This window comes from Shimia sp. R9_3, assembly GCF_017743755.1.
Lineage (GTDB): Bacteria > Pseudomonadota > Alphaproteobacteria > Rhodobacterales > Rhodobacteraceae > Shimia.
Genome location: NZ_JAGHRP010000017.1, coordinates 1 through 19,736, shown reverse-complemented (window position 1 = coordinate 19,736; position 19,736 = coordinate 1). Strand labels below are relative to the sequence as shown.

At 58.8% G+C, this 19,736-nt stretch carries 16 protein-coding genes and 1 pseudogene; 16 read left to right on the top strand and 1 reads right to left on the bottom strand.

Translation table 11 applies throughout. From position 1 onward, the window contains the following. Window positions 1-120 precede the first annotated feature (120 nt). From J7412_RS21005 to J7412_RS20930, 16 genes are all read left to right on the top strand, one after another. Window positions 121-1,137, top strand: a complete 1,017-nt coding sequence (locus J7412_RS21005; RefSeq protein WP_247744047.1) for a substrate-binding domain-containing protein — start codon at window positions 121-123, stop codon at window positions 1,135-1,137. A 90-nt stretch (window positions 1,138-1,227) separates the two neighbouring features. Next, window positions 1,228-2,742 carry a sugar ABC transporter ATP-binding protein gene (locus tag J7412_RS21000; protein WP_209081573.1) on the top strand — a complete coding sequence of 505 codons (1,515 nt, stop codon included), beginning with the start codon at window positions 1,228-1,230 and terminating at the stop codon, window positions 2,740-2,742. Between the two features lie 14 nt (window positions 2,743-2,756). Then, window positions 2,757-3,752 carry an ABC transporter permease gene (locus J7412_RS20995; protein WP_209081566.1) on the top strand — a complete coding sequence of 332 codons (996 nt, stop codon included), beginning with the start codon at window positions 2,757-2,759 and terminating at the stop codon, window positions 3,750-3,752. Next, on the top strand, window positions 3,752-4,732 hold the full coding sequence (locus tag J7412_RS20990; protein ID WP_209081564.1) for a sugar-binding transcriptional regulator: 981 nt from the start codon (window positions 3,752-3,754) through the stop codon (window positions 4,730-4,732). The genes J7412_RS20995 and J7412_RS20990 overlap by 1 nt, the downstream gene beginning before the upstream one ends. Beyond that, window positions 4,722-5,717, top strand: coding sequence for an aldo/keto reductase (locus tag J7412_RS20985; RefSeq protein ID WP_209081562.1), 996 nt, complete (start codon window positions 4,722-4,724; stop codon window positions 5,715-5,717). The genes J7412_RS20990 and J7412_RS20985 overlap by 11 nt, the downstream gene beginning before the upstream one ends. 30 nt (window positions 5,718-5,747) lie before the next feature. After that, on the top strand, window positions 5,748-7,469 hold the full coding sequence (locus J7412_RS20980) for a glycerol-3-phosphate dehydrogenase/oxidase (protein WP_209081560.1): 1,722 nt from the start codon (window positions 5,748-5,750) through the stop codon (window positions 7,467-7,469). Beyond that, the gene (locus J7412_RS20975; RefSeq protein WP_170481683.1) at window positions 7,460-8,302 is read left to right on the top strand and encodes a class I fructose-bisphosphate aldolase; all 843 of its coding nucleotides are present in this window, start codon (window positions 7,460-7,462) and stop codon (window positions 8,300-8,302) included. The genes J7412_RS20980 and J7412_RS20975 overlap by 10 nt, the downstream gene beginning before the upstream one ends. Beyond that, window positions 8,295-9,806 carry an FGGY-family carbohydrate kinase gene (locus J7412_RS20970; RefSeq protein WP_209081558.1) on the top strand — a complete coding sequence of 504 codons (1,512 nt, stop codon included), beginning with the start codon at window positions 8,295-8,297 and terminating at the stop codon, window positions 9,804-9,806. Before J7412_RS20975 ends, J7412_RS20970 begins: the two co-directional genes overlap by 8 nt. A gap of 4 nt (window positions 9,807-9,810) precedes the next feature. Next, window positions 9,811-10,821 (top strand): zinc-binding alcohol dehydrogenase family protein, encoded by a 1,011-nt coding sequence (locus tag J7412_RS20965; protein WP_209081544.1) that lies wholly within the window; start codon window positions 9,811-9,813, stop codon window positions 10,819-10,821. A 19-nt stretch (window positions 10,822-10,840) separates the two neighbouring features. Beyond that, a complete protein-coding gene (locus J7412_RS20960) occupies window positions 10,841-12,454 on the top strand; it encodes a GMC family oxidoreductase N-terminal domain-containing protein (protein WP_209081536.1) in 1,614 nt (537 codons plus the stop codon). Window positions 12,455-12,457: 3 nt separating this feature from the next. Further along, window positions 12,458-12,742, top strand: coding sequence for a putative quinol monooxygenase (locus tag J7412_RS20955; RefSeq protein WP_209081534.1), 285 nt, complete (start codon window positions 12,458-12,460; stop codon window positions 12,740-12,742). A 390-nt stretch (window positions 12,743-13,132) separates the two neighbouring features. Continuing rightward, window positions 13,133-14,104 carry a substrate-binding domain-containing protein gene (locus J7412_RS20950; protein WP_209081527.1) on the top strand — a complete coding sequence of 324 codons (972 nt, stop codon included), beginning with the start codon at window positions 13,133-13,135 and terminating at the stop codon, window positions 14,102-14,104. A 145-nt stretch (window positions 14,105-14,249) separates the two neighbouring features. Then, the gene (locus J7412_RS20945; RefSeq protein ID WP_209081525.1) at window positions 14,250-15,770 is read left to right on the top strand and encodes a sugar ABC transporter ATP-binding protein; all 1,521 of its coding nucleotides are present in this window, start codon (window positions 14,250-14,252) and stop codon (window positions 15,768-15,770) included. Then, window positions 15,767-16,798 (top strand): ABC transporter permease, encoded by a 1,032-nt coding sequence (locus J7412_RS20940; RefSeq protein ID WP_209081524.1) that lies wholly within the window; start codon window positions 15,767-15,769, stop codon window positions 16,796-16,798. Before J7412_RS20945 ends, J7412_RS20940 begins: the two co-directional genes overlap by 4 nt. Beyond that, window positions 16,795-17,817: an ABC transporter permease gene (locus tag J7412_RS20935; protein WP_209081522.1), complete on the top strand. Its 1,023-nt coding sequence runs from the start codon at window positions 16,795-16,797 to the stop codon at window positions 17,815-17,817. Before J7412_RS20940 ends, J7412_RS20935 begins: the two co-directional genes overlap by 4 nt. Further along, the gene (locus tag J7412_RS20930) at window positions 17,814-18,779 is read left to right on the top strand and encodes a sugar-binding transcriptional regulator (RefSeq protein ID WP_209081520.1); all 966 of its coding nucleotides are present in this window, start codon (window positions 17,814-17,816) and stop codon (window positions 18,777-18,779) included. Before J7412_RS20935 ends, J7412_RS20930 begins: the two co-directional genes overlap by 4 nt. Before the next feature lie 552 nt (window positions 18,780-19,331). On the opposite strand, the pseudogene J7412_RS20925 reads toward J7412_RS20930, so the two are convergent. Next, window positions 19,332-19,610, bottom strand: a pseudogene (locus J7412_RS20925) (tyrosine-type recombinase/integrase); the annotation flags it as partial. Window positions 19,611-19,736 lie beyond the last annotated feature (126 nt).

The window sequence follows — 19,736 nt, the reverse complement described above, 5'->3', positions numbered from 1 at the left end:
GACTGGCTCCCTATAACTCAAAGCGTGCAATAAAAAGCACCATATGAAAATACTTGCAGTAGGTTGCTTTGGAGGATGAGAGCGGCGCAAATGCAAGAAAGCGCTCTTGGGAGGAGTTCAATGAAGTTCATGAAAACCAACGGAATTATTGCATCTGCCGCGATCGCGATGGTCGGCGTCACATCTGTACCGGCATCTGCCGAAGGCATCATGTGCGAGCCGGGCGAGACGTATATCATGAACGTCATGGTCTCGGGTCACCCCTATTGGGTGCCGGTCTATCAGGGCTTCAAACAGGCGGCCGAGGCATTTGGGTGCGAAACCGTGTTCTCGGGCACACCGGATTATGACATCACCAAACAGATCGCCTCGTTCGAGCAGGATCTGGTGAAATCGCCCGCCGGTGTTCTGCTGCATCCGATGCAGTCGGACCCGTTTATCGAGCCGATCAACCGCGCCATCGACAACGGCACCGAGATCGTGACCTTCGCAGCTGACAGCCCGAATTCCAAACGCACCGGCTATATCACTTCGGACAACCATGCCGAGGCGAAATTCGCTGCAGAAGAGATCGTCAAACAGGTGGGTGACAGCGCCGAATACGCGGTACTGGAGAACCCCGGTCAATCGAACCACGACCTGCGTGTGACCTCTCTGATCGCGTATATGGAAGATAACTATCCGAACATGAAACTGGTCGGGCGTCAGGCCACGAACCAGGACAGCAACGCGGCGTATCGCGCGACGGCCTCGATCATTCAGGCCAACCCGAATGTGGCCGCGATTTGGATCCCCGAGGCGGGCTCGGCCGAAGGTGCGGTTGCGGCCAAGCTGGAGGCCAATTCGGACATCCTGATCATGCATGCCGATGTCACCCCAACCACGCTAGAACATATCCGCGCGGGCAACATCCATATGTCGCTGAACCCAAATCAGGGCGTGCAGGGTTTCATGGGCTTTATGGCGGTTCATCTGGCGAACCGTGCAGACATCTTTGACCCGTTCAACGACTGGAAAACCAGCGGTTTCAACCCGGTGCAGATCCCGTTCATGGACAATGGCTTTGCAGTCATCACCAAGGACAATGCCGACAGCTTTGATCTGAACGTCTACATGGAAGGCCGCGATCCGGCCTGATCGGGGATCTCCTCGATGAGCCGCCCGCGCAGTTCCGATTTTCGCGGGCGGTTCCAGCAATGAATAAGAGACACCCCAGAAGGTGCTGCCATGCAAGATGACGTGATCCTTCAGATATCGAACCTCAGCAAATCCTTTGGCCCTGTCAAAGCGCTGCGCGGGATCGACTTTGAACTCTGCAAAGGGGAAATCCACGCGATTGCAGGGGAAAACGGCGCAGGCAAATCGACCTTGATGAACGTGATCGACGGGATTTTGAAGCCGGACAGCGGTGAGATCGTTCTGGACGGAAAACCGGTCAAAATCTCGTCGCCCACAATGGCGCAGAAACTGGGCATCGGCTTTGTGCATCAGGAAATCGCGCTGTGCCCGGATGTGTCGGTGGCCGAGAATATCTTTATGGCCAAGACCAATGTCAGCCGCTCGTGGCTGATGGACTACAAAAAGCTGGAACGTGAGGCCGTCGACGTATTCCGGCAGCTCAGCGACATTGATCCATCGGTTCTGGTGAAGAACCTATCGATCTCGAACCAGCAACTTGTCGAGATTGCCAAGGCCCTGACGTTGGATTGTCGCATTCTGATCCTGGATGAACCCACAGCCGCGCTCACGGAAACCGAGGCGCAGACCCTCTTTGGGATCATGCGGAAACTGGCGGATCAGGGGATTTCGATCATCTATATCTCGCACCGTATGGTCGAGATTTTCGACAATTGCGACCGGGTGTCGGTGTTCCGCGATGGTCAGCATATCGTCACCAATAATGTAGCCGATATTCAGCCCAGCGATGTGGTGAACGCGATGGTCGGGCGGGTGATCGATAACCTCTACCCCGAGAAACAAGATACGCCATCGGACGAGATCATCCTCGACGTGCGCAACCTGACCGAGGCGACGCGATTTCGCGATGTGAATTTCATGCTGAAGAAGGGTGAAATTCTGGGCATTGCGGGTCTGATCGGCGCTGGTCGCAGCGAAATCGTCAAGGGCATCTGCCGGCTTGAGGGCGAGGTGACCGGGCAGGTTTGCCTGAACGGCGAGGAACTGAACTTGCGCAACTACCAGGACAGTATCGCCAAAGGCATGGTGTATCTGTCTGAGGATCGCAAAGGGGATGGGGTGTTCCTGGAGCTACCTATTGCAGCCAACGTCTCGGCGCTAAAGCTGGAACAGGTGGCAAACGGGATCGGTTTGATCCAGCCAGACACCGAAGAGGCGCAGGCCGAAGCGTTGGGGCGCAAACTGAATCTGAAATGCGGGTCGCTGAGTGATCCGGTCTCCTCTTTGTCTGGGGGCAACCAGCAAAAGGTGGCGCTGGCCAAGATGCTCTCGGTCAATCCGCGCCTGATCTTTCTTGATGAGCCGACCCGAGGGGTCGACGTGGGCGCGAAATCCGAGATCCACCGCATTCTGCGCGATCTGGCCGAGGACGGCGTGGGTATCGTGGTGATTTCGTCCGAGTTGCCCGAACTGATCGGTGTCTGCGACCGGGTGCTGGTGGTGCGCGAAGGGCGCATCAGCGGGCAGGTCACGGGCGATGAGATGACAGAAGAAAACATCATGCACCTGGCCTCGGTCATGGACGCGCAGGCCTCGGTCGCATGAGCGGAGAGACGAATATGGACAACACCGTAAATCTGGCCCAGGCGGGCGCGACCGACAACACGCCCCTGCTGAAGCGCCTGTTTCGGATGCGCGAGACCGGGCTGATCGTCATCATTCTGGCGCTGTTCCTGATTATGTCCTTTGCCTCGCCCTATTTTCTGACCTGGGCGAACATGCGCGCCATGTCGATGGCCTTTGCCGTCGATGGCCTGCTGGTGATCGGCATGACGATCCTGCTGATTTCGGGTGGCATTGACCTGTCGGTGGGGTCGGTGACGGCTTTGGCGATGGTGATCGCGGGGTGGCTGTTCCTCAGCGGGATTGACCCGTGGGTGGCCTCAGCCATGGCGATTGCACTATGCACGGGGATCGGGGCCTTCATGGGGTTCTTTGTGACCCGCGTCGGACTGCATCACTTCATCGTCTCACTGGCGATCATGGTGATTGCACGGGGCGCCTGCCTGCTGTTCACCGGGGGGCGTCCGCTGGGCCTCTATACCCTGCCGCCCGAGTTCAAATTCATCGGTCAGGGCACAATCGGGCCAATTCCGATCGTGATCGTCATCTTTCTGATCTTTGTGGTCGCCTTTGATTTCATGCTGCGCCGCACGACCATGTTCCGCAAAGTGTTCTACACCGGCAGCAACGAGAAAGCCGCCGCCTATTCGGGCATCCGCACCAAAAAGGTGATCTTCCTGACCACCACCCTGTGTTCGACGCTCTGCGGTATTGCGGGTATCATCTACATGGCACGTTTTGGTTCGGCCCAACCGACCTTTGGATTGGGGTTGGAGCTGACAATCATCGCAGCAGCCGTTATCGGCGGGGCCAGCCTGAATGGCGGCTCGGGCTCAATCCTTGGTGCAATTCTGGGCGTGATCCTGCTGTCATTGGTCTCCAGCTCATTGGCGCTGCTGGATGTGTCTGTATACTGGCAGGACATCATTCGCGGTTCGATCCTGCTGGCGGCGGTGACCATCGACCATTACCTCAACAAAAGGCGCGGGTGATGGTCGACAAGAAAAAAGACTTTGAACTGATCCGGCAGATCCACACCGTTCTGGTCCTGCACTACCTTGAGGGCAAGAAACAGGCCGAGATCGCGCGCGATCTGAACCTGTCGAATTCCAAGGTCAATCGCTTGATTACGCAGGGCCGCAAGATGGGCATGGTCAAGATTGATATCGAAAGCCCGTTCGAAACCTTGATGAATATCGAACACAGCCTGACCCGGTCGTCCAGCCTGTCCGAAGCTATCGTGACACCCTCGGTCGCGGGCAGTACCGAAACAACGTTGCAACAGGTCGGTCGCGCTGCTGCGAGCCACCTGCTTGAGACCCTGCGCGATGGAGACGTCATCGCGATCACTGGCGGTAAGGCGGTCAGCGCCACGGTCGAGGCATTGGAGGCCGAGCGCGCCTTTGACGTCACCGTGGTTCCGCTGACCGGGGGCATTCAGGGCAAGTACTATACGGACGTGAACCATCTGGCGACGCAGATGGCGGACCGTCTGGGCGGCAAGACCATGCTGCTGCACGCGCCCCTGTTCGCCGAAAGCCGCGAACAGCGCGAGATGCTGGAACAGGTATCCTCGATCCGAGAAGTTTTGGATCTTGCCCGCCGCGCAGATTTGGCTGTGGTAGGGATCGGATCTATCGAGCCCGAAGGCTCCAGCTATTATGACCTGCATCCGGTGCCCGAGGCTGATCGCAAGATGCTGATGGGTATGGGTGTGACCGGAGAGTTTCTGGCCCATCTGATCCATATTGATGGATCGCTGTCGAATTATGCGCTGAACTCGCGGCTGGTTTCGGTGTCACCCCCTGATCTAGCCCAAAGCACACGAGTGATCGGTGTCAGTGCAGGCGCGCAAAAGGTGCTGCCGATCAGGGCGGTGCTAAATGGAAAGTTTCTCAATTCGCTGATCCTGGACGAAGATACAGCGACCGCAGTCATACAGGAAATGGAAGGAACACGAGATGTCGCATGAGATGCTGACACGCGAAATCGGAGCATCCGGGATTGAGGCCTCGGTCATCGGCCTGGGCACCTGGGCCATTGGCGGCTGGATGTGGGGTGGCACGGACGAGGCCAAATCCATCGCCGCCATTCAAGCCTCGGTCGATGCGGGCGTGACGCTGATCGATACAGCCCCCGCCTATGGGCAGGGTGTGGCCGAGGATATTGTGGGCAAGGCGTTGAAAGGTCGGCGCGACAAGGTCGTGTTGGCCACCAAATGCGGGCTAGTCTGGCATACGCAGAAGGGCAACCATTTCTTCGACTATGACGGCAAGCCGGTGCATCGCTATCTGGGCAAGGATGCGATCATCCATGAGGTTGAACAAAGCCTGACCCGTCTGGGCACGGATTACATCGACCACTACATCACCCACTGGCAGGACCCGACCACCCCCATCGCCGAAACGATGGAGGCGTTGGAGACCCTGAAACAGCAGGGCAAAATCCGGTCTATCGGGGCAAGTAACACCTCGGTCGATGAGGTCAAAGCCTATGTGGCCGCGGGTCAGCTGGATGCGATTCAGGAAGAATATTCGATGGTCAAACGCGACATCGAAGGCACGCTGCTGCCCGTTTGTCGTGAGAATGGCGTGTCGGTCCTCAGCTACTCCTCGCTGGCTTTGGGGCTGCTCAGCGGCAAGATCGGGCCGGACCGAGAGTTCACGGGCGACGATCAGCGCAAGGACAATCCACGGTTCTCCATGGCGAACCGGCAGAAAGTGGCGGATCTGATGCAGACCATCGCCCCCATTGCCGAGGCGCATGGCGCGACGCTGGCGCAGACGGTCATCGCGTGGACGGTGCAGCAGCCGGGGATCACCTTCTCGCTCTGTGGCGCGCGCGATGCGACGCAGGCGGTCGAGAACGCAAAGGCCGGTCAATTGCGTCTGACCGAAGCCGAGATCGCCGAAATCGACAGCCAGGCCCGCGCGCATCTGAGCGATCTGGACAGTTAAGCCCTGAACCCCGCGAGAAACAGGACCACCATGTCAGAACCACGACAACAAAACCTGACAAATCTGCGCAAAAACGCCACGTTTGACGTGGTGGTTGTCGGCGGCGGCGTCAACGGCATTGGGGTCTATCGCGAGCTGGCTCTGCAGGGCCTTCGGGTGCTGCTGGTTGAACGGAATGATTTTGCCTCGGGCTGCAGCGCTGCGCCCTCGCGGATGATCCACGGCGGGCTGCGCTATCTGGAGAATGGTGAGTTCGATTTGGTGCGGGAATCCCTGCAGGAACGCGATGCCTTGTTGCTGAACGCGCCGCATATGGTGCGGCCCTTGCCGACGGTTATTCCCATCACCTCGGTGTTTTCGGGTATGTTCAACGCGGCGGCCAGCTTTGTTGGCTGGCAGGGCAAGCCCTCGAGCCGTGGCGCGGTGCCCATCAAGCTGGGCCTGTCGCTCTACGATTGGGTGACGCGCAAGCGCCGCATCCTGCCCAGGCATCATTTCAACAGCGCTGGCCGGACCCGCAAGAACTGGCCCGCGTTGACCCCAAAGGCCACTCGGTCTGCGGTGTATTATGACGCGCAGATCACCCATCCCGAGCGGCTGTGCGTTGAGATGATCCGCGATGTCGCGGCTGAGGCCCCGGACTGTATCGCGTTGAACTATGCGGAAATGACGCGGGATGGAGACAGCTTTGCCGTCACCGACCGGCGCAGCGGTGCCTCTGTGCCAGTGATACCGAAAGTGATCGTCAACGCCACCGGAGCGTGGCTGGATGACACGGTCAATGGGCTGGGCGGCCGGGTCAATGAACGGATGGTCTCGGGCACCAAGGGGTCGCATCTGATCATCGACAACCCGGCGCTGTACCAGGCGCTTGGCGGTCATATGGTCTATTTTGAAAACACTGACGGGCGAGTCTGCATCGTCTTTCCCTATCAGGGCAAGGTGCTGGCCGGATCAACCGATATCCGCGTCGACAAGGCCGAACATGTGCGGTGTGAACCCGACGAGCTGGACTATATCCTAGGTTCGCTGCGTCTGGTGTTTCCGGGGGTCGAGATTGCCTCGGATCAGGTGGTGTTCAGCTATAGCGGCATCCGCCCGCTGCCACGCAGTGATCAGGATTTCACCGGGCGCATCTCGCGCGGGCATGATACGCGGCGGCTGGACGGGGATGTGCCGCAATTCTGCATGGTCGGCGGCAAATGGACCACGTTCCGCGCCTTTGGTGAGCAAACCGCAGATGAGGTGATGGGCGAGTTGGGGCATTCACGCCGGGCCTCGACCCTTGGGCTGTCTATTGGCGGGGGTGCGCAATTCCCCGACGATCCTGAGCGCTTGAAAACCCGTCTGGTTGCGGATTTTCGCATCGCACCCGAGCGCGCGCATCACCTGATGGAGCACTATGGGACACAGGCGGATGACGTGGCGCAGTTCTGTCGGTCGGGTCAGGACGCACCGCTCACGGATGGGTGCCTCTATACGCGCGCCGAAATCATCTGGCTCATGCGCACCGAATATGTCGAGACCCTATCCGACATCGTGCTGCGCCGGACCGCGCTGGCGATCACGGGGCAAATCTCGGACGCGCTGCTGGCACAGCTTGCCGAGATCTTTGCCCATGAGCGCGGTATTAGTCCGCAAGAGATCAATAACCAAAAACAAACACTCATTCACGAATTGTCCGAGTTCTATGGCGTCACCGCCGAGGCTCTGACTGCACGAAACAAGGAACGGAGAACAGAATGCGCGTAAGCACCAAAGCCCGGATGAACCGCATGTTTACCAATGGGGGCTGTCTGGACGTGGCGATTGACCATGGGGTCTGCAACGAGCCCAGCTTCATGGTCGGGCTTGAGGATATGGCCGGCGTTATGGATACCCTGATCGGGGCCAAGCCGGATGCGATCCAATGCGCTTATGGTCAGGCGGATCTGCTGCAATCGCGGCCCGAAAAAGACAAGCCCGCGCTGGTGATGCGGATCGACATGGGCAACCCCTATAACGATCAGCGCCACCGGGTGATGTGGTCGATGCTGCAAAACGCCGACGAGCCGATCATCGGCGCGCTTGAGATGGACGCCGCCGCCGTCGTGGTGAACCTCTTCATGCTGCCCGACGAGCCCGAGCTGTTTCGTCAATGCGTCGAAAACATCAGCAAGGTGCGCGCGGCCTGCCACAAATACGGGATGCCGCTGATGATCGAGCCTCTGGTTATGCTGCCCAATGATGTGCGCGGTGGCTATCAGGTGGATGGCAATGCCGAAAAGATCGTGACGCTGGTACGTCTGGCCTCGGAAATGGGGGCGGATATCATCAAGGCCGATCCGACCGAAAACCCTGAGGATTTCCACCGCGTGATCGAGGCCGCGCGCGTGCCGGTTCTGGTGCGTGGCGGTGGCAAAGAGGACCTCAAGAATGTGCTGATGAAATCCGCCGCTCTGATGGCGCAAGGCGCGCAGGGGATGGTCTATGGCCGCAACATCTATCAGCATGACAACCCCAAGGCCGTTGTGGCGGCGTTGATGGCGATGATCCACAATAAGGCCAGCGGCGAAGAAGCATGGGATATCTACAACCGTGGCTAAGGACGGTTACATATTGGGGCTGGATGCGGGGAATACGGTCATCAAGGCCGTACTCTTCGACCTGAGCGGGCGTCCGGTGGCGATGCAGGCGTTGGACGGGCAGTCCTCGACCCCGCAGCCGGGGCATGTTGAGCGTGACCTGAACGAGCTTTGGGCCAATGCCCGGCAGGTGATTGCCGGATGTATCGAAAAGGCCGGGATTGCGTCCGATCAGATCATCGGGGTCGGCTGTGCAGGCCATGGCAACGGGCTGTACCTGCTGGATAAGGCGGGCGAGCCTTTGGTGGGAATTCAGTCTCTGGATACCCGCGCCGCTGGTCTGGCCGAGGAATTGTCCGAAGCCGCAGGCGACGCGCTGCATGCGCTTTGTCTGCAAAAACCGTGGCCGTCGCAGACTCCGGTTTTGCTGGCGTGGATCAAACGACACCGGCCCGAGAATTACGCCCAGACCGGTACGGTTATGCTGTGCAAGGATTTCATCACCTACAAACTGACCGGAGAGCGGGTCAGTGACATCTCGGACATGTCCGGGTGCGGCCTGACCCGGATGCCCGAATGTTCCTATGATGATGGCCTGCTGGCACTCTACGGTTTGGGCGATGCACGCGATATGCTGCCGCGCCTGATCGACCCGGCAGAGGTTGCTGGAACCGTCAGCGCCGAGGCCGCCGCCGCAACCGGTTTGGCCGCAGGCACGCCTGTGAGCGGCGGCTATTTCGACGTGATTTCCAGCGCCATGGGTTCAGGCGTTGTGCGCGCGGGCGAGGCCTCGATCATCGCAGGTACGTGGAGCATCAATCAGGTGTTCTCGGATAAACCAGCGGTCAATGACGATCTGTTCATGGTTTCAGGCTTCGGGCCAAACCGGTTTGTGAATATCGAGGCCAGCGCCACCTCGGCGGCCAATCTGGAATGGTATGTGCGCGAGTTTGTCGAACGCGGTTCGCATCACGATGACCCGTTCGGATACTGCAACGCCAAAGTGGCCGAGGTCATACCCGCATCGGATGATCCGTTTTTTCACCCGTTCCTTTATGGCTCCGGGCAGGGGGCTTCTTTCCGGGGCGGGTTCTATGGCGTTGCGGGCTGGCATGGCGAAGGTCATATGCTGCGCGCCTTGTTTGAGGGCGTGCTGTTCGAACACCGGCGCCACATCGAAGTTCTGAAATCCGCAGGGGTCAGTTTCGACCAGGCGGTTCTGTCCGGCGGCGGCTCACGCAGCCCGGTCTGGCCGCAGATGTTCGCCGATTGCCTGGGGGTTCCGATCTATGTGGCCGAGGCGCAGGAAACCGGCGCATTGGGCGCGGCGATCGGCGTATCGGTGGCAACTGGAACTTTTGCCTCATACGAAGACGCGATCGGCCAGATGACCCGCCGCAAGTCCGAGTTCCAGCCGAACCCCGCAATGCGGGCCCATTACGACAGCCGCTATGCGCAATATCTCGCTTTGATCAGCGCGATGCGTGGCTTCTGGAACGCGGTGCAGACAGCGGGGGAAGGGTAGTCAGATGAAAGCTGTAGGATTTCTGAAATCACTGCCGATTGATGCGCCGGACAGCCTGTTGGACGTGGACCTGCCCGAACCCGAGCTGCGCTCCCACGATCTGCTGGTCGAAGTCAAAGCGATCTCGGTCAATCCCGCAGATGCCAAGCGCCGCATAAGAACTGCGGCCGAACAAGACCATCCAGAGCCGTTCATCCTGGGATATGATGCCGTGGGGATCGTCCGCGATCTCGGGCCTGAAGTCACAGGCTTCGCCAAAGGCGATCGGGTATGGTATGCGGGCGACGCCAATCGCTCTGGCTCATATGCCGAAAGGCAGGCCGTCGATCATCGTATTGTGTCACGAGCACCGGCTTCGGTCAGTCCCGAGGCGGCGGCTTCGTTGCCGCTGGTTTCCTTGACTGCATGGGAAATGTTGTTTGACCGGTTGCAAGTGCCCACGAACGAAACGCCCGCCAGCCTGCTGGTTATCGGCGGGGCCGGAGGGGTCGGCTCGATCACTTTGCAACTGGCGCGCCAGTTGACCGGGCTGCACCTGATCGCAACCGCTTCTCGCCCGGAAACCGCTGATTGGTGTCGGGGCATGGGCGCACATCAGGTGGTGAACCATCACAATCTGACCGCCGAGGTTCAGGCGGCCGGTCACGAAACGGTCAGCTATATCACCCAATATGCCGATACCGCACAACACTGGGACGCCATGTGTAAACTGATTGCGCCACAAGGCCGCATAGGCACCATCGTCGAGACGCCGGAAAAGCTGGACATCTCGGCACTGCAAGGCAAGTCCGCCGCCCTGATGTGGGAGCTGATGTTCACGCGATCCCTGTTCGGAACCGCCGACATGGCGCGGCAGGGGCAGATTCTCGCGCGCGTCGCCCGTCTGGTTGATGACGGGATCATCCGCACGACTGAGCAGAAAACGCTGCACGGCTTGACAGCTGCCACGCTGAAAGAGGCGCATGCAACTATTGAAACGGGTCGCATGATCGGCAAACTCGTCGTTGCGTATTAAGTAGAAAGACCAAAACTCCATGACAGACGCCCGGAAACTCGAAGGGGAGTATGACTATATCATCGTCGGCGCAGGCACGGCGGGGTGTGTGCTGGCCAACCGCCTGACCGAGGACCCCAAGACCCGCGTACTGCTGCTGGAGGCGGGCGGGTCGGACAATTACCACTGGGTGCATATCCCAGTGGGGTACCTCTATTGCATCGGCAATCCGCGCACCGACTGGATGATGAAAACCGCGCCCGAGCCGGGGTTGAACGGGCGGTCTCTTGTCTATCCGCGCGGCAAGGTGCTGGGGGGCTGCACCTCGGTCAATGGCATGATCTACATGCGGGGTCAGGCGGCGGATTACGATCACTGGCGGCAGCTGGGCAATGCCGGCTGGGGCTGGGACGACGTGCTGCCCTATTTCCTGAAATCCGAAGATCACCACGCCGGACGCTCGGATATGCACGGGCAGGGGGGTGAGTGGAAGGTCTCGAAACAGCGTCTGGAATGGGACATCTTGAAGGCCGTGCAAGACGGGGCCAGGGAATTCGGCATTCAGCCTCGTGCGGATTTCAATGATGGCACCAACGAAGGCACCGGCTTCTTCGAGGTCAATCAGCGCAACGGAGTACGCTGGAATACGGCCAAAGGGTTCTTGCGCCCGGCGATGAAACGCCCCAACTTGCGCGTCATGACCCATGCCGAGACAGAGACGCTGCTGTTTGACGGCAAGCAGGTGACGGGCGTGCGTTTTGCGCACAAAGGCGTGCGGCACGACGCGTTTGCCAAGGCCGAGGTCCTGCTGGCGGCGGGTGCGATCAACTCGCCCAAGATATTGGAGCTGTCAGGCGTCGGCCCGGGCGATGTGTTGGCCGAACACGGCATCGCCCTGCACCACGAAAGCCCCGGAGTGGGCGAAAACCTGCAGGATCACCTGCAGATCCGTACCGTGTTCAAGGTTCAGAATGCAAAAACCTTGAACACGATGGCGAACTCGGTGCTGGGCAAAGCAAAGATCGCGTTGCAATACGGGTTGACGCAATCCGGACCGATGTCTATGGCCCCCAGTCAATTCGGCATGTTCACCAAATCCAACCCCGATCTGGCGACGCCCGACCTGGAATATCACGTGCAACCCTTGTCGACAGACAAGCTGGGCGATCCGCTGCACCCGTTCCCGGCGATTACCGTTTCGGTCTGCAATCTGCGTCCTGAAAGTGTCGGGACCTGTCACATTCGGGCGAAGGATACCGCCTCTCAGCCCGATATTCGCCTGAACTACCTGTCGACGGCGAATGACAGAAACGTGGCTGTGACATCTGTCCGCCAAGCGCGACAGATCATGACCGCGAATGCACTGAAACCCTATCAGCCCGAAGAGATCCTGCCGGGTCCGGCGATGGAATCCGAAGAGGATTTGGTAAAGGGCGTGGGCGACATTGCCACTACCATTTTCCACCCCGTTGGCACCTGCAAGATGGGCTCGGATAGTGCTGCCGTGGTCGGCACCGACCTCAGGGTGCATGGATTGGGCGGGCTTCGGGTGATTGATGCATCGATCATGCCGAAAATCGTCTCGGGCAACACCGCCTCACCCGTTGTGATGATTGCCGAGAAAGCGGCTGACATGATCCGGAAGGGGGCCTGATCCATGACGGAAATCGTGATTATCGCACGGATCGTACCGGAGGAGGGTCAGACGGATACGGTCCACGCGGCGATCGATGCTCTGGCATCGGCCAGCCGCGAAGAGGCGGGAAACAAAGGGTACAGCGTCTTTCTCTCCGACGCCGCACCCGCCGAATTTCTGATCCATGAGATCTGGGCGGATGCAGAGGCCGTGATCAATCATGGACGCATGCCGCATATGAGCACGTTCAAAAAAAGCGTCCAGGGAAAAGCGCGGATTTCCGTTCAAAAACTAACGGAACTGTAGAGGCTGCGGATTCGCAATTTCGAATGCGCAAAGAGGTTTTGCACACAACACTCCAGATCGTGGTACAGCGATCAATGGGGTGTTTCGTGATGTGGGCTCACGAATATAAAAGCAAAATAAAAACAAATACTTAAATTGATAGTGCCTTTGGGGTTTTCATCAAAATTCCTGCCTTAAAACGCGCCAAAAAAGTTGACTCGAAAGCCTGATTCGAGAATAATAACATTCACTGCAATATATTTCAGTTACAGTTCCTGAGGAGGGGCGCTGACTGGGATCGCGGCTATGATGCTCACTGGGCAGGAACGGTCGCACTCTGGAGAAAACAATAGGGAAGAGAAGAATATGCAGCGGAGGAATGTAATAAAGGCGGGCTTGCTGGCGACGACAATGACATTTGTCGGTGGGGCTGGCGCATTCGCTGATGATGGCAAGCGGATCGCGTTCTTTGTGTCGGATCTGTCGAATGTGTTTCACCAGTCTCAGGCAACCGAGGCAGAGCGCTATGCCAAGGAAAAATACGGTGCCGAGGTTGTGGTGTTTGACGGGCAGGCAGATTCCGCTGTCATGACGCAAAACGTCGATCAGGTTCTGGCGGGCGGCTTTGATGCGGCCACGCTGCATATCTGGGACGCCGAGGCCGCCACGCCCGGCGTCGAGGATGCGTTGGCTGATGACATCGTCATGACCTCGTTCTTCAGCCCGATCACCGATACGGGCATCCCGACCGCCCGCAGTGATGAGGCCGCTGTGTCCTTTGAAATGGGCGCACAGATGGCGAAAGCGTGGAAAGAGGCGCATCCCGACAAGCCCATCGTCATGGTGCAGCTGGGCTGGCCGAACCATACCGAGGTGAACTCGGGCCGGACCGCGCCCTTTGCCGAAGGTGTGTTGTCGGTTGAGCCGGATGCGGAAAACCTGGGCGCGCTGGATTCCAGCAAGGGCCAGGAAGCGGCCAAACAGATCATCGTCGACCTGTTGACCCAACGGCCCGAGGTGAACCTGATCTATTCCGAAGCCTCCAACCTGACCGTTGGCACCATGGCCGGTCTGGCGCAACTGGGTCGCGGAAAGTTCGACAACGGAAAACCGCTGACCGAAATCGTCGCAAGCGTCGACTTCGACTCGGTTGAATTCGAACAGGTCTATGATCCGAACTCCAGCCTCAAGGTCTCGATGGGTCTGCCGCCGGTTGAAACCGCGCAGGGGCGTATCGACCTGATCATGGATGTGCTGGACGGCAAGGTTGAGCGGACCTCGGACACGGCGGAGGAGTTCTTTTACAAGGCTTACACCGTCTCTTACTGGTCGATGCCGAAAGAAGAGGCCGAGCAGTGGCTGAAGGATCAGTTCGGCGGCTAACCTGCTGATCTGTCGTTTCTCCAACGTCTGGGTCTGCTGATAGATCCCGGCGTTGGTGGCAAAACTTTCAAACTTGGATAAGCTGATATCAGGGTGCAGCGCAGTCTGCGCCTTGTGGAACGGCGCGAGCGCAAAGGGGATGATCGTGCAGGTAGCTTTTGCCGAAAAAGCACAGGAAAAGGCGCTGTCCGTCAGAGAATTGACCAAGGATTACCCCGGCGTGCGCGCCGTGGATACCGTCTCTTTCGACATTGAGCGCAATACGGTGCATTGCCTTGTCGGTGAGAATGGCGCAGGAAAATCCACCATCGTCAAAATGCTGACTGGCGCTCTGGCTCCGACCAGCGGGTCGATGGCCATTCTGGGCCGCAGCTATGCGCCCGGCAACACGCAGGACGCCCGCGAAAGCGGCGTAGGCACCTTGTTTCAGGAGCTGCATGTGGTCGATCAACTGACCGTGCTGGAAAACCTGACCTTGGGGATGGAGGCCAGCCGGTTCGGCTTTCTGGTCAAGTCCGATCTTGAGGACCGCGTGGTAAAAACCCTTGCCGCGATTGAGCCGACGATTGATCCCAAAGTGCAGGTCTCGACGCTGAGCGTGGCGCAGAAGCAGATTGTCGAAATTGCCCGCGCGGCCTCTTCCGGAGCCAGTATCATCATCATGGATGAACCGACCGCCGCGTTGTCGGAGCGCGAGGTCGAGCGCCTGTTCGGGGTGATCCGTCGCCTGCGGGATTCGGATGTGACGGTCATCTATATCTCGCACAAGCTGGATGAGATCTTTGAGCTGGGCGACAACGTCACCGTCCTGCGCGATGGCAAGCACATCGCCACCAAACCTCTGGCGGATGTGAATGGTCGCCCCGAATTGATCGAGATGATGGTTGGCCGTGCGATTTCCCATGATTATCAACCGCGTGGTGAGATTGCCGACAAACCGGTGCTGACGGTCAAGGGCCTCAGCAACCATTTGTTGAAATACGTTTCTTTCCATGTGAATGAAGGCGAGATTGTCGGTTTCTACGGTCTGGTCGGCGCAGGCAAGACCGAAGTCGCGCGCGCCATCTATGGCGCCGACAAGGCCGAGGGCCAGATTGATTTTCAGGGCCGGGCGCGTGCAGCGTCACCCAAAGACGCAATCGCGGCGGGGATCGCCTTGGTGCCCGAGGAACGGCGCACCCAGGGTCTATTCACCGAACTTACGATCCGGCGCAACATTCCGATCATGAACATCCGTAAATTGGCCCGTTTCGGCATCTTCCAGGACGACCGTGAGAAAGAAGTCGCCCGTGAATATGTCGGCAAGCTGGGTATCGCGACCAATTCGATTGAGAAATACGCCGAGAAACTCTCGGGCGGGAACCAGCAGAAGGTCGTTCTGTCGAAATGTCTGTTCGCGGATGCGGATATGCTGCTGTTGGATGAGCCCACGCGCGGTGTCGATGTGGGCGCAAAGTCCGAGATCTATGAAGTCATCCGTGATCTGGCGAATAATGGCCGCGCGATCTGTGTCTTTTCATCGGAACTGGAAGAGGTGCTGGGCCTCTGTGACCGGGTGTTCCTGATGTATGACGGTCGCATCGAGGCCGAGATCCATAACGGGCCCGAGGTCGATATCCCTCGGATCCTGAATGTTGTAACCGGCGGGGGTGGTGAGAACACATGACCGATCAGGCAGTTGCAGGCCGCAGGCTGGCCGAGCGGGACAACAGGCTGAGTGATGAGATGTTCATCACGTCTCTGGTGGCGGGGGCCGCCGTGGCGTTGTTCCTGCTGGCATCCCTTCTGGTGCCAAATTTCTTTCAGTTTCAGAACGTTGTGAATCTGGTAACCAACAACTGGGCGGTGATCTCGCTTGGGGTTGGGGTCACATTCCTGCTGGTTTCGGGCAATTTCGACCTGTCGGTTGGCGGTATCGTTGCCTTGTCCGGCGTGTTAGCCGTGTGGTTCGCGCAGGCGGCGGATGGGGCTAATGCGCTGTCCTCGGGCTGGGGGATGCCAACGTGGCTGGCGATGGTTTGCGCGCTGATCGGGGCGATGCTGATCGGGGCCATCAACGCCGCCTTTGTGGTCGCGCTGCGGGTGCCTTCAATCATTGTCACCCTGGGCACGATGATGCTGGCGCGCGGGATTGCTCAGGTGGTCACGCAAGGGTCGCAGCGCAACACCAACCTGCCGTCTGATTTCGGGAGCTTGGGCAACATGACCATGTTCGGCACCTCGATCAAGCTGCCGGTGGTGCTGATGGCGATTCTGATCCTTGTGGCGGTGTTTGTCGAACGTAAGACGGTCTTCGGGCGGCTGACTTATCTGATCGGCGCGAACCCCGTCGCCTCGCGCCTGTCGGGGGTCGATAACGCGCGGCATGTGGTCAAGCTGTACCTGTTCAGCGCCGCGATGGCCGGAGTGGTGGGTATTCTGCTCGCCTCGGAGTTCAAATCCGGGTTTTCAAACCGTGGCACGTTGATGGAGTTCGACGCGCTGGTCATCTCGCTGCTTGGCGGAGTTGCCATCGCGGGCGGGTTCGGCTCGGTCATCGGGATGTTCTTCGGTGCGATCATATTGGCGACCGTGACCTCGGCCGCTACCGGGCTGGTGCTGTCGCCGGATTGGCAGTTCACCCTCAAGGCGATTGCCGTGTTCATTGCGATTATGGCGCAGACATGGGCGCTGGCCCGGAGGCATGCAGGATGACTGAGCTGACCCAAACCGCTACATCCGGAGACCGCGTAAAGCGGTTCCTCAAGGACTACTACATCTATCTTGTTCTGATCCTTGTGGTCGTGGTGCTCAGCACTGCCAATCTGGACAAGTTCCCGCTGTTTGAACGCGGAAATTTCCTGAGCGAGCGCAATATCATCAACATCCTGCGTGTCTCGGCCCCGATCCTGACATTGGCGGGGGCATTCACGCTGCTGATGATCTCGGGCTATATCGACCTGTCCGTGGGCAGCGCCATGAGCCTGAGCGCGGTGGTTTATGCCATGCTTGCCATCAACGGCGTGCCCTTCCTGCCCGCCTTTCTGGCGACGGTTTTGGTGGGTGTTCTGCTAGGCGCGATCAACGGCTTTCTGGTGATCCGATTAAAAATCACACCTGTCATTGCCACCCTGATCACCTTGAGCCTTTATAAAGGCATCGCTCTGCTGCTGGTCGAGGACGGAGTATCCGCGATCAAGTCCGGCGGCGGGCTGAAAATGCCAAGCTGGTTCAACGACTATGGGCGGGACGGAGTTATGCTCGGTCTCCCCTGGGCCTTCTGGGTTGCCATTCTGGTGACCATTGCGATGATCATCGTTCAGGATCGTATGAAGCTGGGCAAATACGCCGCTGCGACCGGAGGAAACCCGACCGCGGCCAAGCTCTCGGGGATCAACACGGCGCGCACGGTGATCATCCTTTATGTGCTGATGGGCGTCTGCGCCGCGCTGGCGGGGATCGCGCGGTCCAGTTTCATGTCGCTGGGCGACCCGCTCTCTGGTGACGGGATGGAATTAACCGCTATACTTGTGGTTCTGTTGGGTGGTACAGCCTTCAGCGGCGGCGAGGGGCGTGTGCTGAAATCTTTTTTCGGGGCGCTGATCATCATGTCTCTGACTGTGGGCATGTTGACACTGGTGCCCGCCTATTTCCAAACTCTGGTCGTGGGCACTGCACTGTTGCTGGCGGCGGCGTCGAACCATTTGGTAAGCAGAAAGGACAGCGAGAGTTGAACGCATCCGGACCCGATCCCGACACTTTACGCCTGATCGCTCGTGTTCTGACCCTGCATTTTCAGGAAGGCTGGCTGCAGGCCGAGATCGCCAGCAGCCTGAACCTGTCGACCGCCAAGGTGAACCGCTTGATCAAACAGGGCCGCGAGATGGGAATGGTCGAGTTCCGTATTCACAGTCCGTTCCAGCGCCTGTTCGATCTGGAACGCCTGATGAAGGAACGCTGGCCGCTGACTGAATGTCTGGTCGTCGACACCGTCACCGAAAACGCCGACACCACGCTGGATCTGGTCGGCAAAACGGCAGCACAACATTTGCAGCATATTCTTGGCGCCGAGGATGTCCTTGCGATCTCGGGCGGCAAGACACTCAGCGCCGTTGCCGATCACCTAAAACCCTCAGGGACAAGCGCCAACGTCGTGGTGCCGATGACCGGAGGGGTACAGGGCCAGCACTATACGGATGTAAACCACATCGCGACACGCATCGCCGACGGCCTTGGCGGTTCTGCAACCCTGATACACGCCCCTCTGCATGCAGATACTTCTGCGGAACGCGACATGCTGCTTTCGGTCCGCGCGGTGGGTTACGTAATGGATCGGGCGCGTGCGGCGAATGTCTCGCTACTCGGTCTTGGGGCGGTTGCCGGGGAAGGAGCCACCTACTACCGCGCCCATCCGCTTTCCGAAGATCACCGGGCCCAGTTGTTCAAGGACGGAGTCCGGGCCGAACTGCTGGGCCATCTGGTCGATGCGCAGGGTTCGCTGTGCGACAACGCCCTGAACTCGCGCTTGGTCAGCCTTCCTTTGGAAGAGGCCAGACAAATTCCTGTTCGGATCGGTGTAGCAACCGGCAAAGACAAAGTTGAACCCGTGCGCGCCGCTTTGAATGGCGGGCACATCAGTACGCTGGTTATTGATGATGTGACCGCGCAAGCGGTACTAACCGAAATCAACCAGTAGGAGATTTGCGGTAATCCATATAAGACTGTCTTTGCTGCAAGCCTGAATTTGACCGTACCAGCGAAAAGTAGCTGTGCGGCTCTTTCAAATTGGTTTTGTGGCTTGGTTGGCCAGTCACCAGCAAATCATTGAGCCTACGGCAACTTTGTCCGCTCCTCGTTTGCCGGCCCCGAATACGGTGAAATGGTGGGTTGGGTTTCGCCCTCCAAACTGGGTTTCAATGATCGCTCTGACGACACACGCTGCTTCACAGCGAAAACCATGACGCGCCCGCGAGCACTTTCTGCGTCGGCAATAGCCGCACCGGCAAAAAGCTGCTTTGTCCGCGACCTGTGAGTTGCCCTTAATACTCTCGCTGCGCGATGTTCAAATGGCCGAGTTTGCAGCCGCACTGCGGCACGGCGAACCGGGCACCTGCAGCAATTCTTGTGCTGCGTGCGCGCGCAGCGAGAAAAATCGATGGCCGGGTTGGGCTCAGCACCGACCAACGCCGCACAGAGGACAAAGACCCGCATTGAAATGGCGAACGGCAGGACCGTCCGCCAAGTTAGCTCAGATATCGATGCGCTCAGCGATGCTCAGAGCATCTTCGAGTTCAACGCCAAGGTAGCGCACTGTGCTGTCCACCTTTGTGTGACCTAACAGCAGTTGCACTGCGCGGAGGTTGCCGGTCTTTCGGTAGATCTCCGCTGCCTTTGTCCGGCGGAGCGAATGGGTGCCATATCCACTTGGCTCCAACCCAATCGCCGCGACCCAATCACGAACAAGCCGTCCATACTGGCGGGTCGAGATGTGTGGGCGGTCATGGAAGCGGCTTGGGAACATAAATCTGGTCTTCCCCCAGTGAAGTGGTCCTCCACTATGTTTAGTAGAACGGAGGAATCACATGGGCAACAAGCGACCCAAGCCAGAGGAAATTGTCACGAAGTTACGACAGGTTGAGGTCCTTACTGGGCA